This is a genomic window from Alphaproteobacteria bacterium PA2 (assembly GCA_002256425.1).
In the GTDB taxonomy this organism is placed as follows: domain Bacteria; phylum Pseudomonadota; class Alphaproteobacteria; order Caulobacterales; family Caulobacteraceae; genus Phenylobacterium.
Genome location: NKIZ01000001.1, coordinates 1,807,217 through 1,824,361 on the forward strand (window position 1 = coordinate 1,807,217; position 17,145 = coordinate 1,824,361).

The window sequence follows — 17,145 nt, forward strand, 5'->3', positions numbered from 1 at the left end:
TTGGGAGGATCCATGTCCCCGAAACCCTTTGTCCTCAAGCAAGCCGACATCCCCCTTGAGGCGTGGGACGATCCTGTGAAGGGGGTGGTTTCCTGGCGCACCCTGCTGAGCGCTGACCGGACCCCATCGCGGGGCCTGACCATGGGTGTGGCCGATGTGCCGGAGGGTGAGGGCGGGGCGCCCAAAATTCACCGCCATGCCGAGGACGAGGCCTATTACATCCTGTCCGGGAAAGGGGTCATGCAGATCGACGGGGTCGACTATGACCTTGCGCCGGGGGACACCGTTTTCATTCCGGGCGGGGTCTGGCATGGCGCCCGCGGCGTGGGATCAGAGCCCCTGAGGCTGCTCTACGTCTTCGCCGCCGAGTCCTTCGACACCATTGTTTACGAGTTTCCGGAAGCCTGATCAGCCCCGATAGGCGACCAGGACGGCGCCGCCGGCGATCAGGGCCACGCCCAGCCAGTTGGGCAGGGTAAGCTTCTCGCCCAGCAGGGCCGCGCCAAACACAGCCACAAGCACGACCGAAAGCTTGTCCACCGGCGCCACCTGCGCCGCGTCGCCAAGCTTCAGGGCGCGGAAATAGCACAGCCAGGAACCTCCAGTGGCCAGTCCGGACAGAACCAGGAAGGTCCAGGTCTTGCGGCTGACCGAGCCCAGGGGCTGCCACTGGCCAGAGGCGACCACGATCCCCGTGGTGATGGCCAGGATCACGGTCGTGCGGATCATGGTGGCGTAGTCGGAATTGATGTTCTCGATCCCGATCTTGGCGAAGATGGCGGTGAGGGCGGCGAACCCCGCTGACCCCAGCGCCCAGGGAAGCCAGTTGGCGATCATCGCCTCTTTCCCTTGCGCACGCCCTTTGGCGGACCGCCGCGCTTGCGAGCGTCCTGAGCACCGGGTTTGCGATTGCGTTGCGCCATACGGGGTCGGGGGGCGTTCGCATCTGCGGGCGCCGGCGAAGAGAGCATTTCGAAGACCAGGCCGCCGGTCACTGGAGTGGCCTCCAGCAATCGGACGACAACGGGCGTGCCCAGCATCCAGCGGGAACCGCTTCGTTCGCCCACCAGGGCGTGCAGGCGGTCATCATGGATGAAGAACTCATCCCCCAGCCGCGATATCGGAACCAGTCCATCGGCGCCGGTCTCCTCCAGGCGGACAAACAGGCCGAACCGGGTGACGCCGGTAATCCGGCCGGCGAACTCGGCGCCGACCCGGTCTGCGAGGAAGGCGGCGACATAGCGATCCGTGGCGTCCCGCTCGGCGGCCATGGCCCGGCGTTCGGCAAATGTGATCTGCTCGGCCGTGTCCTTGATGTGGGAAATGTCCCAGTCAGTGATCCCGTCGTCCCCGAAGCCCAGCGCGCGGATCAGGCCGCGGTGAACGATCAGGTCGGCGTATCGGCGAATGGGCGAGGTGAAGTGGGCATATTTCGCCAGGTTCAGGCCGAAGTGGCCGATATTCTCGGCGGAATAGATGGCCTGCATCTGGCTGCGCAGGACCACCTCATTGATGATGGCGGCGTGGGGGCTCTCATGGCTCTCGGCCAGCAGCTTGTTGAACCGGTCTGTGCGGGGCGCCTCGCCCTTGGACCAGGCGATGTCCAGGGTCGCCAGGAACTCGGCCAGGGACTGGACCTTTTCCTGACTGGGGGTGTCGTGGATCCGGTAGATCAGCGGGGTCTTCTTCGCCTCGAGGGTTTCGGCGGCGCAGACATTGGCCTGCACCATCATTTCCTCGATCAGCTTGTGGGCTTCCAGGGCGGCGCGGGGCTGGATCGAAGCGACTTCGCCATCGGAATTGATGTTGATCCGACGTTCGGAACTTTCGATGGCCAGGGGCGAGCGTTTGTTCCGTCCGATCTTCATGCACTCATAAGCGGCGTACAAGGGCTCCAGGACGGCCTTGAGCAGCGGGCCGGTCACATCATCCGGCTGACCGTCCACGGCCGCCTGCGCCTGCTCGTAGGACAGTTTCGCTGCTGACCGCATCAGGCCCCGAACAAAACGGTGGCTCCGCTTGCGGCCATCTTTGTCGAACACCATGCGCACGGCGAGGCAGGCCCGGTTCTCGCCCTCCCGGAGCGAGCACAGTCCTGCGGACAGCCGTTCGGGCAACATGGGCTCCACCCGATCGGGGAAATAGACGCTGTTGGACTTTTCCCGGGCTTCCCGGTCCAGGGCTGTTCCCGAACGGACATAGGCGGCCACGTCGGCGATGGCGACCCAGACCACCCAGCCCCCGGGATTGCCGGCGTCGTCGTCCATCTGGGCATAGACCGCATCGTCGTGATCCCTGGCGTCCGGCGGATCGATGGTGATCAGCGGGATGTCGCGCAGGTCTTCCCGGCCAGCCAGGGTCGGCGGCTGTGCAGCGTCAGCTTCCGCTTCGGCTTCGGAACTGAAGCCTGTGGGAATGCCATGGGAATGGATGGCGATCAGCGAAGCGGCGCGGGGATGGTCTTCGCGGCCGACCACTTCAAGGATCTTGCCGCGCTTGGGGCCATAGCGGCGCTCGGAGGCTACAGGCTGGGCCACAACAAGATCGCCGTCCCGAAGGTCGATGACGCCTGCGCCGTCAAGGACGAGGCTGTCCTTGGACTTGCGGTCCACAGGCTCCAGCCTGACCTCGCGATTGGCCTTGCGGACGACGCCGAGCACCTTGTGAACGCTGGTCCCCAGCTTCTTGATCAGACGGGCTTCGATTTCTCCGTTCTCCAGGGTCTCGAAGCGGACCAGCAGGCGGTCGCCCAGCCCAGGGGCGCCAGCGGCTACTTCGGACCTGTCAGGCGACAGCCTTACGGCCCGGGTGTCGTCGCTCTTGGTCAGGCGGACGAAGAGGTCGCCGTCCGTGTCGCGTTCGGTGACATCGACGACCCCGACGGGGGGCAGGGCGCCAAAGGCGGCAAAGCCCTTGCGGCCGCGGCGGCCCAGGTCGCCCGAGCTCTCCAGCTCCTTGATCATGTCCCGCAAAGCCTTGCGGTCAGCCCCCTTGAGCCCGAAGGCCTTGGCAAGGTCGGACTTGTCGGCTTCACCCGCCTCGCGGATGAATTTCAGCAGGGTTTCGCGATCAGGCAGGCCCTGGGCGGGCTTGCTGACGAAGCGTGAGGCTTTGGGGGCGCGGAGTTTGGCCATGGCCCCCTATAGCGCGTGAATCAGGCTTTCGCCGCCTTCTTCGTTGCAGGCTTCTTGGCAGCTGGTTTTTTGGCCGGGGCCTTCTTCGCGGCAGCAGCCTTGGGTTTGGCTGCAGCCTTGGCCTTGGCGGGCTTCTTGCCGCCGCCCTTGGCGACCCGGTCGGCGATCAGCTGCACGGCTTCTTCCAGGGTGATGTCCTTGGGATCTGCGCCCTTGGGAATGTTGGCGTTGGTCGAGCCGTGCTTGATGTAGGGACCATAGCGGCCCGACAGGATCTTGATGGACGCGCCGTCCACCGGGTGGGCGCCAAGATCCTTCAGCGCGGCGCTTTCGCCCCGTCCGCCCCGACCGCCGGCCCGCTTTTCGGCCAGAACGGCGACGGCGCGATTGAGCCCGACCTCGAAGACCTCATCGACGCTGGGCAGGTTGGCATAGACCCCGTTGTGCAGGACGAAGGGCCCGAACCGGCCGATCCCCGCCGTGATCATGATGTTGTCTTCAGGGTGCAGACCCACATCCCGCGGCAGGCGCAGGAGGCGCAGGCCCTTCTCGAGATCCATGTCTGGAGCCGACCATCCCTTGGGCAGGGAGATCCGCTTGGGTTTGTCGCCTTCGCCCAGCTGGACATAGGGACCGAACCGGCCGGATTTCAGGAAGACAGTCAGCCCGGTTTCGGGATCGACCCCAAGTTCGCGGTCGCCATTGTCCTGGGCGGCGTCCTCATCGGACTGGGCGATCTGACGGGTGAAGCGGCACTCCGGATAGTTGGAGCAGCCGATAAAGGCGCCGAACTTGCCGGTCTTGAGGGACAGCTGACCTGCGCCGCAGGTCGGGCAACCCCGTGGGTCAGAGCCGTCAGCCTTGGGCGGGAAGATGTGCGGCCCAAGGGCGACATTGAGGGCGTCGAGGACATTGGTGACCCGAAGCTCGGCGATCTCGCCGACCGCGCCGTGGAAGTCGTCCCAGAATTCCCGGAGGAGGACCTTCCAGTTCAGCTCTCCGGCCGAGACCAGGTCGAGCTTTTCCTCCAGGGCCGCCGTGAAGTCGTACTGGACGTACTTGCGGAAGAACTGCTCGAGGAAGGCCGTCACCAGCCGTCCCTTGTCCTCGGGAATGAACCGGTTCTTGTCCATGCGGACATAGGCCCGGTCCCGCAGGACGGTCAGGATGGAGGCATAGGTCGACGGGCGCCCGATCCCCAGCTCTTCCATCTTCTTGACGAGGCTGGCTTCGGAATAGCGCGGGGGCGGTTCGGTGAAGTGCTGGTCGGCGCGGGCGTCGATCACCCTGGCGTCGGCGCCCTCCTTGACCTGGGGCAGGCGGCCGCTTTCCTCGTCGTCGGCGTCGTCGCGACCTTCCTCGTAGACCGCGAGATAGCCATCAAACAGCACGACCTGACCGGTGGCGCGCAGGCCGGTCTGGCCGTCGCCGCTTTCCAGTTCGATGGTGGTCCGCTCGATCCGGGCGGCCTCCATCTGGGAGGCGATCATCCGCTTCCAGATCAACTCGTAAAGGCGGCCGAGGTCGCTCTCCAGGCGCAGGGACCCGGGATTGCGGGCCAGAGAGGTCGGCCGGATGGCCTCGTGGGCTTCCTGGGCGTTCTTGGCCTTGGTCTTGTAGATCCTGGGCGCTTCGGGAACGTATTCCTTGCCATAGATGCCGCCAATGACCTGGCGGGCTTCCTGCAGGGCCTCAGGCGCAGACTGGACGCCATCAGTCCGCATATAGGTGATCAGGCCGACGGTCTCGCCGCCGATGTCGATCCCTTCGTACAGCTTCTGCGCCGCCTGCATGGTGCGCTGGGCGGAGAAGCCGAGCTTGCGTGCGGCTTCCTGCTGCAGGGTCGAAGTGGTGAAGGGCGGGGCAGGGGACCTGCGGGCCGGCTTTTTCTCGACTGAGGCGATCTTGAAGGTCGCGGCCTTCACGGCAGCCTGCGCCGCCCGGGCGCCGGCCTCGGAATTCAGGTCGAACTTGGTGAGGCGCTTGCCCTCATGCTTGACCATGCGGGCCAGGAAAGGATCGGTTCCAGCCGAGACGTCCGCCTCTACCGTCCAGTATTCCTGGGTGTCAAAGCTCTCGATCTCGATTTCGCGGTCGACAATCAGGCGAAGGGCGACGGACTGCACCCGTCCTGCGGACCGGGACCCCGGCAGCTTGCGCCAGAGGACGGGCGAAAGGGTGAAGCCCACGAGATAGTCCAGGGCACGGCGGGCCAGATAGGCGTCCACCAGCTCCATGTCGATGTCCCGCGGCGACTTCATCGCTTCGGTCACGGCGGTCTTGGTGATGGCGTTGAACACCACCCGCTCGACCTTGGCGCCCTTGATGGCCTTCTTCTTGGAGAGGACCTCAAGCACGTGCCAGGAGATGGCTTCCCCTTCACGGTCGGGGTCGGTGGCCAGGATGATGCGTTCGGCCGTCTTGGCGACATCAGCAATGTCGTTCAGGCGTTTGGCCGCCTTGGGATCGACGTCCCACGACATGGAGAAGTCGTCGTCGGGCCGAACCGATCCGTCCTTGGCCGGCAAGTCGCGGACATGGCCGTAGCTGGCCAGAACCGTATAGTTCGAGCCCAGATACTTATTGATGGTCTTGGCCTTTGCGGGGCTCTCGACAACGACGAGGTTCATGCGCGACGGGTGATCCCAAGGGCCGAAAGCCCGGACTGAAAAGGGAGCGGAAGGTGGGGCTGACCCCCATAGCTGTCAACTGCTCAAGAAATTAGGTCGCAGCTACGGCCCCTCCAGGGCTGAATTCCGCACGCCCTGCAAGTTCAAGTTCCGCAAGGGCCGCGAGCACAGGACCGGCATGTCCGCCGGCTGCGCGGATGAGGTCGTCCCTTGATACCGGGGTCGGCGACAGCAGAGCGGCGACCTGCTCGCAAAGGTCGTCGAGGCCAGTGTCGAACCCGCTTTCCACGTCCGAAAGCCAAGGCGTTTGAGGCGCCTGGAAGCCGCCAAATCCTTCGAGGGCGCGCAGGACGTCGTCAACGCCCTCGCAGATCGCGGCGCCCTGGCGGATCAGGTCATTGCAGCCCTTCGCCCGCGGATCGAGGGGAGAGCCAGGCACGGCAAGAACCTCACGGCCCTGTTCTGCGCCCATGCGGGCGGTGATCAGCGAGCCCGACCGCATTTCGGCTTCCACAACCACAATGGCCCGGCTCAGGCCGGAAATGATCCGGTTGCGCCTGGGGAAGTCGCGGGCCTGGGCGATCTGGCCCGGGCGGCTTTCCGAGACAACGCAGCCCTGGTCGACGATCTGCTGGTAGAGCTTGTCGTGTTCCCGGGGATAGACATCGTCAATTCCGCCCCCCAGCACGGCGACCGTGCCCGAGTGCAGGGCGCCTTCGTGGGCCGCGCCGTCCACGCCCCTGGCCAGTCCGGACACCACCACAAAGCCGGCGGCGCCGAGTTCCCCTGCAAGGGTGCGGGCGAAGCGCTGGCCTGCAGCCGAAGCTATCCGGGCGCCCACAATGGCGACTGTGGGGCGGTGGAGCTGGTCAACATCCCCACGCGTCCAGATCATGGGTGGCGGCGCGTCCAGGGCGGCGAGATTGGGCGGATAGTCAGGGTCACAGGAAAGCAGCAGCCTGGCGCCCAGGGCCGCTCCGGCCTCCAGTTCGGCCTCTATCTCCTCCCGGGAAGGAATGGCGGACGCCGCTTCACGCTCCCGGCCCTGAAAGCCGGTCGGCAGGTTCTCAAGGGCCTTGGTGGGATTGCCATAACGCTTGAGCAGGAAGCCAAACGAGACCGCCCCGACCATGTCGGTGCGCGCCAGACGCAGCCAGTCCCGCCGCTGGGAAGGCGACAGGGCCTGGGTCATTGCTCCGCAGCCTCCGCCGCCTTCTTGGCGCCGATCCGTGGTTCCTCGCCCTTGAGCAGCCTACGGATGTTTTCCTGGTGCCGGACGAAGATCAGAATGGCCATGAAGAGGGCCAGGGCTGTGACGGGGTAGGGTTGGTCAAAGATCAGAAGGGCGAGCAGTGGCGACAGGGCGGCGGAGACCAGGGCCGCAAGGGATGAAATGCGCAGGATGTAGGCGATGATCAGCCAGGTTGCGCCGGCCGCCAGACCCAGGGGCCAGGCTACGGCGATCAGGGTGCCATAGAAGGTCGCCACGCCCTTGCCGCCCTTGAAGCCCAGCCAGACCGGGAAGAGGTGGCCCAGAAACGCAGACCCACCGGCCAGGGCGCACAGCAGGGTGCGGGTCTCGGGCGCCTGCCCGTTGGAGAAAATCCAGGCCAGCAGGACAGCCAGGGCGCCCTTGCCGCCATCGCCAATCAGTGTGAGGGCCGCCAGATCCCGCCGACCAGATCGCAGGACATTGGTTGCGCCGATATTGCCGGAGCCGATGGCGCGGGGATCGCCGGCGCCAGCGGCCTTCATCACCAGGACCCCGAAGGGGATGCTCCCGAGCAGGTAGCCGCCGATCACGGCGATAGCGACCAGTTTCGCGTCAATTCCCAAGGCCAGCATGCGCGTCTTTCCCTTCAGATGATCGTGGAGGAATCCTAGTCGGCGGAGGGGCCGACGTCACCTGCGGGCCCCAGATTGGCGCAATCTGCAGGTGTTCGTCAAATGTTCTCTATTTCAACGTCGGTCAGGTGGCGTGCGCTTGAGGGTCTCAGTCCTCGGCCCGATAGACAATCCGGCCGTCCACGAGGGTCATTTTCACCCCGCCCTGCAGGCGGCGTCCGTCAAACGGGGAGTTGCGGGACTTCGACTTCAGTTTGTCGAGGTCCACAACGATCGGCTCATTGAGATCGCAGATGACCAGATCGGCCGGACTGCCCTTGGCCAGCTTGCCGGCGTCGAGGCCCAGAAGTTCCGCTGGGCGGCTGGTCACGCTGCGCATCAGGTCAAGCAGGGGAATCCGCCCTTCATGATAGAAGGCCAGCAGGGCCGGCAGGAGGGTTTGCAGCCCAACAGCGCCGGGCGCGGCTTCATCAAAGGGCAGGCGCTTGTCTTCCGCCGGCGCCGGGGCGTGGGCCGAGACGACAATGTCGATCAGGCCGCTGGCCAGGGCTTCAATGGTCGCCTGGCGGTCATCCTCGCCGCGAACCGGCGGATCGAACTTCACGAAGGTCCGGTAGTCGCCAATGTCGATCTCATTGAACGACAGGTGATTGATCGAGGTTGTTGCCATGACCGAGAGGCCCTTGGCCTTGCCCCTCGCCAGACTTTCCAGAGCGCAGGCTGTGGTTACCTGGTCCACCAGAAGACGGCCGCCAGTCAATTCGACCAGGGCCAGATCCCGCTCCAGCATGATCTTTTCGGCGATGGGCGGAACGCTAGGCAGGCCCATGCGGCCGGCGAATTCGCCTTCGGTCGCAGCGGCGCCAGCCGAGAGCCAGGGGTCAGCGGGGCGATGGGCGACGATGACGCCAAAGCTGGCGGCATAGGCCAGGACCCGACGCATGACCTTGGAGTCGACAATGGGTCGGTCGGCGTCGGTGACGTAGACACAGCCGGCGTCCCGCATCAGGCCGATTTCGGCCATGCGCTTGCCTTCGCAGCCCTTGGTAGCTGCGCCGGCGGGATAGACGTGGACCAGTTCAATGTCCCGCGACCGGCGCAGGATGAAATCAACGACCGAAGCCTCGTCGATGACCGGATGGGTGTCGGGCTGCAGGACGATGGAGGTGACGCCGCCCGCAGCCGCGGCGAGGGATGCGGACTTCAGGGTTTCCCGGGTCTCGAAGCCCGGTTCGCCGGTCTTGACGCGCAGGTCGATCAGGCCGGGGGCGAGCATGGCGCCCCTGGCGTCAATCACTTCGGCATCATCGGACAGGCCTGCCGGGCTTTCACCCTTGATGACGTCTGCAATCCTGCCGTCGCGGATCAAAAGGGCGCCAGGGCCGTCATAGCGGCTGTCAGGATCGACGAGTCTTGCGTTGAGGATGGCGAGGGGGCGGGACATTCCTGGGGCCTCTATAGCTCGAACCGCTCAAGCCACTTTTCCGAAACCGGCGCCTCATAGGCCGCCAGGGCGTCGAGCAGTGCTGCGGGATCATCGCTGAAGGTCAGCATGTCTCGGTGGACTGGCTTTACGAAGGCCTCTTTCACCGTGTGATCGAGGAAGGCGGCCAGTCCGTTGTAGTAGCCGGAGACATTCAGAAAACCAGCGGGTTTGCCGTGGAAGCCCAACTGGCCCCAGGTCCAGATCTCGAAGATTTCTTCCAGGGTGCCGGCGCCGCCGGGCAGGGCGACAAACCCCTCGGAAAGGTCCGCCATCCGCGCCTTGCGCTCATGCATGGACGAAACGACTTCAAGGCGTGTCAGGGAGGTGTGGGCCAGTTCCTTGGCGGCAAGGGCTTCCGGCAGGACGCCGACAACTTCACCGCCAGCCGCAAGGGCGGCGTCAGCGACGGCGCCCATCAGACCAACCTTGGCGCCGCCATAGACAAGCACCGCATTCCGCTCGGCGATGAGGCGACCCATGGTGGTTGCTGCGGCGAGGTACTGCGGATCCTTGCCCGGGCTGGACCCACAGAAGACACAGACCGACCGCATCAGTCATTGTCCAGGCGAGCGGCCAGGGAAGCCAGGATGGCCATGCGGGCGGCCACACCCATTTCCACCTGATCCTGGATCAGCGAGACATTGAGGTCGTCAGCCACGTCGGAGTCGATCTCGACGCCCCGGTTCATGGGCCCGGGATGCATGACCCTGACATGGGGCGCCGCATGGGCCAGTTTTTCCCTGTCCAGACCCCAGAACCGGAAATACTCCCGCTGGGATGGCGCCATGACGCCATCCATGCGCTCCAGCTGAAGGCGCAGCATCATCACCACGTCACAGCCAGCAATGCCTTCGCGCAGATCATGGAAGATGCTGACCCCCCAGCGGGCGGCCTCGGCAGGCATGAGGGTCGGCGGTCCGACCAGCCGGACCTCGGCGCCCATCATCTGAAGGAGGCCGACATTGGACCTCGCCACACGGCTGTGCAGGACATCGCCGCAAATGGCGATCCTAAGGCCCGCGATCCGGCCAAAGGCCCTGCGCATGGACAGGGCGTCCAGCAGGGCCTGGGTAGGATGTTCGTGCTGGCCGTCGCCGGCGTTGATCACCGAGCATGAGACCTTCTGGGCCAGCAGGGAGGCTGCCCCCGATGATGCGTGCCGGATGATCAGAATGTCCGGCTGCATGGCGTTGAGGGTCACCGCCGTGTCGATCAGGGTTTCGCCCTTGGAAATCGATGAGGAGCGGGGGCTCATATTGACGGTGTCTGCGCCGAGACGCTTGCCCGCAAGCTCGAAGGAACTCTGCGTCCGGGTCGAGTTCTCGAAGAACAGGTTCATCAGGGTTCGACCCTTGAGCAGGTCGAGTTTCTTGGCCGTCTGACGGTTCAGGGTGACGAATCCGTCGGCCAGATCCAGAAGTCCTGCGACTTCGACCGGGTTCAGGTCCTGAATGGATAGGAAATGCCGCCGCGGAAACGGGAAGGTCCGTCCCAGGACCTCGCTCAGACCAAGAGGCGAAGCAGTCATTGAAGAGGTCTATTAGGCGAGGTCGGTGCGGGCGCCAAGGGCCCGGTCTGAACCGCGATCAGGCCTGCAGATTTCTCAGGCGTTCCAGGGCGCCCTGCAGGATCCATCCCGCCGCCATCTGGTCCACCAGGTCTGCGCGCCTGGACCGGGAGGCGTCAAACTCATCAATCAACACCCTGTTGACCGCCACGGTTGACAGTCGCTCATCCCAGAAGGCGATCAGCAGACCTTCACGCAGGCGCAGCAGGTTGCGGGCGAAGGCCCGGTTGGACTGGCAGCGGGTTCCTTCCGTGCCGTCCATGTTGACGGGCAAGCCAATCACAAGCCCGGCCGCCTCCCGATCATCCATCAGCTTGAACAGGGCCGCAGCGTCGAGGCTGAACTTGGTCTTCTCAAGGGTCTTCAGGGGGGAGGATATGGTCCTGGTCGGATCGCTGACCGCCACGCCTATGGTCTTTTCCCCCAGATCCAGCCCGAAAAGCGCGCCCAGACGGGGCAAATGCGCGGGAAGGTCTGTAAGTTCAACGACGGCCATGGGGGTGCATAACCCGTGGCGCTGCGGGCACCAAGGGGCCTAAGTCCACAGCAAGTCTTGTCAAAGCCGCCCTGCCGCGGCTAACCCACACCTTACAGATCAAGGAGGGCCCCATGGCCATCGACGCGGCGACCGTACGCAAGGTCGCCAGGCTGGCGCGCATCGCCCAGCCGGAAGAACGCCTGGAGCCGCTGGCCAAGGAGCTGAGCGGTATCATGGCCTGGATCGAGCAGCTGGCCGAAGTGGACACGGACGGCGTGGTCCCGATGACCTCTGCCGTCTCCATGCCCATGCCCCTTCGCGAGGATGTGGTGACAGACGGCGGCGATGCGAATGTCGTCCTGTCCAATGCGCCGAAGTCCTCCGGCGGGTTCTTTGTCGTGCCCAAGGTGGTGGAATAGATGTCCGACCTCACACGCATGACTCTGAAGGCCGCCCTCGACGGCCTGGAAGCCAGGACGTTTTCGTCGGTCGAACTGACGCAGGCGCATATCGACGCCGTGGCCCAGTCCCGCGCCCTGAACGCCTTCATACTGGAGACGCCGGATCAGGCCCTGGCCATGGCCCGGGATGCCGACGACCGGCGGGCGAAGGGGGAGGCCGGTCCTCTCACCGGCGCGCCCCTGGGCATCAAGGACCTGTTCTGCACCAAGGGCGTCCGCACCACGGCCTGCTCGAATATTCTCGGCAACTTTGTTCCCGAGTATGAGTCCACGGTCACCTCGCATCTCTGGCGGGACGGGGCGGTCATGCTGGGCAAGCTCAACCTCGATGAGTTCGCCATGGGCTCGTCGAACGAGACCTCCGCCTTTGGCTCGGTGGTCAATCCGTGGCGGCGTAGTGGCAGTAATGCAAGTTTGACCCCTGGCGGTTCGTCCGGTGGTTCTGCGGCGTCGGTTGCGGCCGACCTCTGCCTGGGGGCAACCGCGACTGACACAGGCGGATCCATCCGCCAGCCGGCCGCCTTTACGGGGACGGTCGGCATCAAGCCAACCTATGGCCGATGCTCGCGCTGGGGCGTTGTGGCCTTCGCCTCGTCTCTCGATCAGGCCGGCCCCATAGCCAAGACGGTGGAAGACGCCGCAATCCTGCTCAAGTCCATGGCGGGCCATGACCCCAAGGACGCCACCAGCCTGGACGTCGACACCCCGGATTTCGCCAGTTTTGTCGGCAAGTCGGTCAAGGGCCTGCGGATCGGCATTCCGAAAGAGTATCGGGTAGACGGCATGCCGCCGGAAATCGACGCTCTCTGGGAACAGGGTATCGCCTGGCTGAAGGAAGCCGGCTGCGAGATTGTCGAGGTCTCCCTGCCGCACACCAAATACGCCCTGCCGGCCTATTACATCGTCGCTCCGGCCGAAGCCTCCTCGAACCTCGCCCGCTATGACGGCATGCGCTACGGCCTGCGGGTCGAGGGCGGCAACCTGACCGAGACCTACGAAAACACCCGGGCCAAGGGCTTTGGCGAGGAAGTGAAACGCCGCATCCTGATCGGCACCTATGTGCTCTCGGCTGGATACTACGACGCTTACTATCTCAAGGCGCTCAAGGTCCGTCGCCGAATCGCCGATGATTTCGAGCAGGCCTTCGGCAAGGTCGACGCCCTGCTGACCCCGACAGCGCCCTCCGCAGCCTTCGGCCTTGGGGAAAACGCCGATGACCCGGTCGCCATGTACCTGAATGACATCTTCACGGTGACGGTGAACCTGGCAGGCCTTCCGGGCATGAGCATACCGGCCGGCGTTGACGCCAATGGCCTGCCCCTGGGACTTCAGCTGATTGGCCGAACCCTGGATGAGGGGACCCTGTTCTCTCTGGGCGGGGCTCTGGAAAAGGCGGCGGACTTCCGGGCAAAGCCGACCCGTTGGTGGTAGGCGAAAGTCCCTGAGCTCCAGGCAACAAAAAGCCCCCAAGCCGGACCGGCGAAGGGGCTTTTCATTATGGGGTCGAAGGGACCGCTTACGGCTTGGGCAGCTTGTCCAGGTCAGCCTGAACGGTGGCCAGGATTTCGTCGGTCAGGGCGCCCTGGCTGAGGGGCTGAAGGGCCTTCAGGGTCATGGCCTTGAACTGGTCGAACGCCGGATGCGAGGTCAGCATCGGGACGTCCTTGTCGAGAATCGCCTTGGTGGCAGGGTTGGCGGCCAGATCTTCGATGGTGGTGGTTTCGACGTTCGGCGCGTCGGCAGCCAGGGCGGCGCCCGCGGCGAGGATCATGGACAGGCCAGCGAGGCTGGCGGCGAGCATCTTCTTCATGGTCGGGTTCCTTCCCGGGGAGGTTTTTGGTGGCGGCAGAAAGCGCGATTTCATTGACTTGCGCAAGACACTTCCGCTTCGGCGCGGGCGGCACTAGAAGCAAGGCATGTCTGATACCTCAAAGCTGATACAGGGCCGCACCGGCCAGTGGGAAATTGTTCTGGGCCTGGAAATCCACGCCCAGGTCGCCTCGAACGCCAAGCTGTTTTCCGGAGCCGCCGTCGGTTTCGGGGCGGGACCGAACCAGCAGGTCAGCCTGGTGGATGCGGCCATGCCCGGCATGCTGCCGGTGATCAACCGCCACTGTGTCGAGCAGGCGGTGAGGACCGGCCTCGGCCTCAAGGCGCAGATCAATCTGCGAAGCCTGTTTGACCGGAAGAACTACTTCTATCCGGATCTGCCGCAGGGCTATCAGATCAGCCAGTTCAAGGACCCGATCGTCGGAGAGGGCGAGGTTATCGTCGAGCGCGACGACGGTTCGACCTTCACGGTCGGGATCGAGCGCCTGCACCTGGAACAGGACGCCGGCAAGAGCCTGCACGATCAGGATCCCAACGCCACATATGTTGACCTGAACCGGGCCGGCACCGCCCTGATGGAAATCGTCTCCCGTCCCGACATGCGCTCGGCGGAGGAGGCGGCGGCCTATGTGAAGAAGGTCCGCACCATCCTGGTTTATCTGGGCACCTGCGACGGCGACATGGAGAAGGGCAATCTCCGCGCCGACGTGAACGTCTCCGTACGTCGTCCGGGCGAGGGCCTGGGCACCCGCTGCGAGATCAAGAACGTCAATTCCTACCGCTATATCCAGCAGGCCATCGAGTATGAGGCCCGCCGTCAGGTCGAGATTCTTGAGGATGGCGGCAAGATCGATCAGGAGACCCGGCTGTTTGACCCGACAAAGGTTGAAACGCGCTCCATGCGGTCCAAGGAAGAGGCGCACGACTATCGTTACTTCCCGGATCCGGACCTCCTGCCCCTGGAGCTTGATCCCGCCTGGGTCAAGGCGATCGAAGAGTCGCTTCCGGAACTGCCGGACGCCAAGAAGGAGCGGCTGCAGTCGCAGTATGGCCTGACTGCCTACGACGCCGGCGTGCTGATCATCGAGCAAGCCAGGGCGGACTATTTCGAAGCCGCGGCCAAGGGCCGCGACGCCAAGCTGGTGTCAAACTGGGTGACCAATGAGCTGGCGGCCAAGCTGACGGCAGGAAGCCTCGACATCGAGGACAGCCCGCTGAAGCCTGACGAGATCGCCGAACTGGTGGCTCTGATCGAAGAAGGGGTCATCTCCTCCAAGATCGCCAAGGATGTGTTTGAGCGCATGTGGGCGGGCGAAGGCCGCCCGCGGGGCATTGTTGAGGCCCAGGGCCTGCAGCAGGTTTCGGATACGGGCGCGCTGGAGAAGATCATTGACGACCTGATCGCCGGAAATCCCGGTCAGGCGGCGTCTGTGAAGGAAAAGCCGCAGGCCATCGGCTGGTTCGTGGGCCAGGTGATGAAGGCGACCGGGGGCAAGGCCAATCCCGGGACGGTCAATCAGCTGCTGAAGTCAAAACTCGGCATCGACTAGGCGGATACGGAAAGGGGGGCCTGAGAGCCCCCCTTTTTTGTCCTGCCTATTTGGCGGTCCAGCGGTCCAGCCAGTTGAAGACGGTGTCATGCCATTGAAGTCCGTTTTCGGGCTTCAGGACCCAGTGGTTCTCATCCGGGAAGTAAAGGAACTGGCTTGGCACCCCCTTGCGCTGAAGGGCAGTGAATGTGCCCAGGCCCTGCTCCAGGGGGACCCGGAAGTCGTTCTGGCCATGGATCACCAGCTCCGGCACATTCCACTTGGCCACGTGATTGACCGGGTTGAAGGCCTGATAGCCCTTGGGATTGTCATAGGGCGTGCCGCCATTCTCCCATTCAGAGAACCAGAGTTCTTCGGTGGAATAGCCCATGGCGTGGGTGTCGAAGAGCCCGTCATGATTGACAAGGCACTTCCAGGGCTTTGACCAGTTCCCGGCGATCCAGTTGATCATGAAGCCGCCATAGGAGCCGCCCAGGGCGCAGGCGCGATCGCCATCCAGGAAGGAATACTTCCCGAGGGCGTAGGCCCAGCCCTTCTGAAGGTCCTCCAGCGGCCGGTCGCCCCAGTGCTGGGAGATCGCGTCCGTAAAGCCTTGACCGTAACCGGTCGAGCCGTGGAAATCGATCATGACCACGGCATAGCCACGCCCGGCATAGGTCTGGGCGTTCCAGCGATAGTGGAAGAGGTTGCCGAAGCTGCCCTGGGGGCCGCCATGGATCAGGAAGGCGACCGGATAGGTCTTGCCCGGCTGATAGTCAGCGGGCTTCACCACATAGCCATGGACCGTCTCGCCGTTCCAGCCAGGGAAGGTGAACTGTTCAGCCTCGCCCATGGTGATGGCGGCCAGGCGCTCGGCATTGTGGTCTGTGAGGGGAACAGGCGACTTGGCGCCGGTCTTCAGGTGGTAGACCTGGGCAGGCGTCTTGAGATTGTCCTGGGTCAGGAGCAGGCCATCCTTGGCGAAGTCGAAATCAGCGACGTGGCCCTGGCCGGTGATCGCGGTTGGGGCTCCGCCCTTGGCGACCGAGAAGGCGAAGATCCGGGTCTGGCCCAGATCCTGGGCAATGCCGAAGATGGTCTTTCCATCCCTGGACCATTTGAAGCTCTCGACGGACCGGTCCCAGCTTGGGGCGAGCTCTCTTGTGATCCCTGTCTTCAGATCGCGGACCATCAGACCGTTGCGGTCGGACTCGAAACCCGGACGCTTCATGGCCAACCAGGCCAGCTTTGAGCCATCCGGGGAAATTGCCGGAGCCGCATCTCCCGCCAGATTGCCTGCGGTCAGATTGGCTGGCGCACCTTGGCCAGAAAGCGAGACCTTGAAGAGATCGAAATTGGTCTGCCAAGGCTCGTCCCTGCCAGCGATCCGCGCCGAAAAGATCACGGCGGCGCTGTCGGCCGTGAAGGTGAAGTCACCCTCATCGCCGAAGGGCTTGGAGGGCGTGTCGCCATCAAAACCGGGGGTCAGCTCCACGGCGGCGCCGGCGCCAACTCCGTTCTCATCCAGAGACAGGGCGAACAGGTGGTTCTTGGTTCCGTCGGCCCATTCGTCCCAATGCCTGACGAAGAGCTTGTCATAGACCTTGCCGGATTGTGGCTTGGGCGCTTCGTTGCGGGAGACCGTGCACTCCAGCGTCTTGCAGTCCGGATAAACGGCCAATCCGACCACGAGGGACTTGCCGTCAGGCGCCAGACGGAAGGCCTGGACGGGGAGGGGGAGTTTGGTGACCTGGGTCGCCTTTGCGCCATCAGCGTCCGTCTTCCAGACCTGGGGAGATCCAGACCTCGAAGACATGAAATAGATCCAGCGTCCGTCCGTCGACCAGCGACCAGAGGACGCGCCGCCATCTGATATGGCCATGCGTTGTGGAGTCGAAGCCTTGGCGGAAAGGTCCAGGCGCCAAAGGCTTTGTACGCCACGATTCTTTGCCCAATCGGTTGAACGGAGTTGGTAGATGGCGAAGGCGCCCGAGGGGGACACCCTCACGTCGGCAACCCTCTCAAAACTGCCCATATCCTTTGGGGTCAGTCCCTTGATGTCGCCGGCCAGGGCCGAAGAAGCGGCTGATAGCGTGAGGGCCGCTAGGGCGAACAAAAGACGGCGCATGGACGGTCGAATCCTTGGAGCGATGGGTCAGGTGGTTCGCTAGCATGGTGCGCTCTG

15 protein-coding genes are annotated in these 17,145 nt (G+C 64.3%); 4 read left to right on the forward strand and 11 right to left on the reverse strand.

Annotated features, from left to right (window positions below; genetic code table 11):
• Positions 1 to 12 precede the first annotated feature (12 nt).
• On the forward strand, positions 13 to 408 hold the full coding sequence (locus CFE28_08640; GenBank protein ID OYU70053.1) for a cupin: 396 nt from the start codon (positions 13 to 15) through the stop codon (positions 406 to 408).
• Here CFE28_08640 and CFE28_08645 read toward each other — a convergent pair whose 3' ends face one another.
• The 9 genes from CFE28_08645 to CFE28_08685 form a co-directional block, all read right to left on the reverse strand.
• Positions 409 to 837: a transporter gene (locus CFE28_08645; protein ID OYU70054.1), complete on the reverse strand. Its 429-nt coding sequence runs from the start codon at positions 835 to 837 to the stop codon at positions 409 to 411.
• Positions 834 to 3,134 (reverse strand): ribonuclease R, encoded by a 2,301-nt coding sequence (rnr, locus tag CFE28_08650; protein OYU70055.1) that lies wholly within the window; start codon positions 3,132 to 3,134, stop codon positions 834 to 836. The genes CFE28_08645 and rnr overlap by 4 nt, the downstream gene beginning before the upstream one ends.
• Positions 3,135 to 3,154: 20 nt before the next feature.
• A complete protein-coding gene (gene topA, locus CFE28_08655) occupies positions 3,155 to 5,764 on the reverse strand; it encodes a DNA topoisomerase I (protein ID OYU70056.1) in 2,610 nt (869 codons plus the stop codon).
• 91 nt (positions 5,765 to 5,855) lie between these two features.
• Positions 5,856 to 6,956: a DNA-protecting protein DprA gene (dprA, locus tag CFE28_08660; protein OYU70057.1), complete on the reverse strand. Its 1,101-nt coding sequence runs from the start codon at positions 6,954 to 6,956 to the stop codon at positions 5,856 to 5,858.
• A complete protein-coding gene (gene plsY, locus CFE28_08665) occupies positions 6,953 to 7,609 on the reverse strand; it encodes an acyl-phosphate glycerol 3-phosphate acyltransferase (GenBank protein OYU70058.1) in 657 nt (218 codons plus the stop codon). The genes dprA and plsY overlap by 4 nt, the downstream gene beginning before the upstream one ends.
• 148 nt (positions 7,610 to 7,757) lie before the next feature.
• Positions 7,758 to 9,053 carry a dihydroorotase gene (locus CFE28_08670; protein ID OYU70059.1) on the reverse strand — a complete coding sequence of 432 codons (1,296 nt, stop codon included), beginning with the start codon at positions 9,051 to 9,053 and terminating at the stop codon, positions 7,758 to 7,760.
• Between the two features lie 11 nt (positions 9,054 to 9,064).
• Positions 9,065 to 9,646 (reverse strand): Rossman fold protein, TIGR00730 family, encoded by a 582-nt coding sequence (locus CFE28_08675; protein ID OYU70060.1) that lies wholly within the window; start codon positions 9,644 to 9,646, stop codon positions 9,065 to 9,067.
• Positions 9,646 to 10,623: an aspartate carbamoyltransferase gene (locus tag CFE28_08680; protein ID OYU70061.1), complete on the reverse strand. Its 978-nt coding sequence runs from the start codon at positions 10,621 to 10,623 to the stop codon at positions 9,646 to 9,648. Before CFE28_08680 ends, CFE28_08675 begins: the two co-directional genes overlap by 1 nt.
• Before the next feature lie 58 nt (positions 10,624 to 10,681).
• A complete protein-coding gene (locus CFE28_08685) occupies positions 10,682 to 11,158 on the reverse strand; it encodes a Holliday junction resolvase RuvX (protein OYU70062.1) in 477 nt (158 codons plus the stop codon).
• A gap of 113 nt (positions 11,159 to 11,271) precedes the next feature.
• On the opposite strand from CFE28_08685, the gene CFE28_08690 reads away from it, so the two are divergent.
• Together CFE28_08690 and CFE28_08695 are read left to right on the forward strand one after the other, a co-directional pair.
• Positions 11,272 to 11,559 carry an Asp-tRNA(Asn)/Glu-tRNA(Gln) amidotransferase GatCAB subunit C gene (locus tag CFE28_08690; protein OYU70063.1) on the forward strand — a complete coding sequence of 96 codons (288 nt, stop codon included), beginning with the start codon at positions 11,272 to 11,274 and terminating at the stop codon, positions 11,557 to 11,559.
• Positions 11,560 to 13,032, forward strand: coding sequence for an Asp-tRNA(Asn)/Glu-tRNA(Gln) amidotransferase GatCAB subunit A (locus tag CFE28_08695; GenBank protein OYU70064.1), 1,473 nt, complete (start codon positions 11,560 to 11,562; stop codon positions 13,030 to 13,032). It begins immediately after the preceding gene.
• Positions 13,033 to 13,117: 85 nt separating this feature from the next.
• On the opposite strand, the gene CFE28_08700 is transcribed toward CFE28_08695, so the two are convergent.
• Complete coding sequence (locus tag CFE28_08700; protein ID OYU70065.1) at positions 13,118 to 13,411, reverse strand: hypothetical protein; 294 nt, start codon at positions 13,409 to 13,411, stop codon at positions 13,118 to 13,120.
• 106 nt (positions 13,412 to 13,517) lie between these two features.
• Here CFE28_08700 and CFE28_08705 point away from each other — a divergent pair, with 106 nt between their 5' ends.
• Complete coding sequence (locus CFE28_08705; protein OYU70066.1) at positions 13,518 to 14,981, forward strand: Asp-tRNA(Asn)/Glu-tRNA(Gln) amidotransferase GatCAB subunit B; 1,464 nt, start codon at positions 13,518 to 13,520, stop codon at positions 14,979 to 14,981.
• Between the two features lie 46 nt (positions 14,982 to 15,027).
• Here CFE28_08705 and CFE28_08710 read toward each other — a convergent pair whose 3' ends face one another.
• On the reverse strand, positions 15,028 to 17,088 hold the full coding sequence (locus tag CFE28_08710) for a peptidase S9 (protein OYU70067.1): 2,061 nt from the start codon (positions 17,086 to 17,088) through the stop codon (positions 15,028 to 15,030).
• Between the last annotated feature and the right edge of the window lie 57 nt (positions 17,089 to 17,145).

Bases quoted from the DNA above. Each gene is read 5' to 3' on its own strand.
- CFE28_08640 (OYU70053.1), top strand. From the start codon at position 13: ATGTCCCCGAAACCCTTTGTCCTCAAGCAAGCCGACATCCCCCTTGAG.
- CFE28_08645 (OYU70054.1), bottom strand. From the start codon at position 837: ATGATCGCCAACTGGCTTCCCTGGGCGCTGGGGTCAGCGGGGTTCGCC.
- rnr (OYU70055.1), bottom strand. From the start codon at position 3,134: ATGGCCAAACTCCGCGCCCCCAAAGCCTCACGCTTCGTCAGCAAGCCC.
- topA (OYU70056.1), bottom strand. From the start codon at position 5,764: ATGAACCTCGTCGTTGTCGAGAGCCCCGCAAAGGCCAAGACCATCAAT.
- dprA (OYU70057.1), bottom strand. From the start codon at position 6,956: ATGACCCAGGCCCTGTCGCCTTCCCAGCGGCGGGACTGGCTGCGTCTG.
- plsY (OYU70058.1), bottom strand. From the start codon at position 7,609: ATGCTGGCCTTGGGAATTGACGCGAAACTGGTCGCTATCGCCGTGATC.
- CFE28_08670 (OYU70059.1), bottom strand. From the start codon at position 9,053: ATGTCCCGCCCCCTCGCCATCCTCAACGCAAGACTCGTCGATCCTGAC.
- CFE28_08675 (OYU70060.1), bottom strand. From the start codon at position 9,646: ATGCGGTCGGTCTGTGTCTTCTGTGGGTCCAGCCCGGGCAAGGATCCG.
- CFE28_08680 (OYU70061.1), bottom strand. From the start codon at position 10,623: ATGACTGCTTCGCCTCTTGGTCTGAGCGAGGTCCTGGGACGGACCTTC.
- CFE28_08685 (OYU70062.1), bottom strand. From the start codon at position 11,158: ATGGCCGTCGTTGAACTTACAGACCTTCCCGCGCATTTGCCCCGTCTG.
- CFE28_08690 (OYU70063.1), top strand. From the start codon at position 11,272: ATGGCCATCGACGCGGCGACCGTACGCAAGGTCGCCAGGCTGGCGCGC.
- CFE28_08695 (OYU70064.1), top strand. From the start codon at position 11,560: ATGTCCGACCTCACACGCATGACTCTGAAGGCCGCCCTCGACGGCCTG.
- CFE28_08700 (OYU70065.1), bottom strand. From the start codon at position 13,411: ATGAAGAAGATGCTCGCCGCCAGCCTCGCTGGCCTGTCCATGATCCTC.
- CFE28_08705 (OYU70066.1), top strand. From the start codon at position 13,518: ATGTCTGATACCTCAAAGCTGATACAGGGCCGCACCGGCCAGTGGGAA.
- CFE28_08710 (OYU70067.1), bottom strand. From the start codon at position 17,088: ATGCGCCGTCTTTTGTTCGCCCTAGCGGCCCTCACGCTATCAGCCGCT.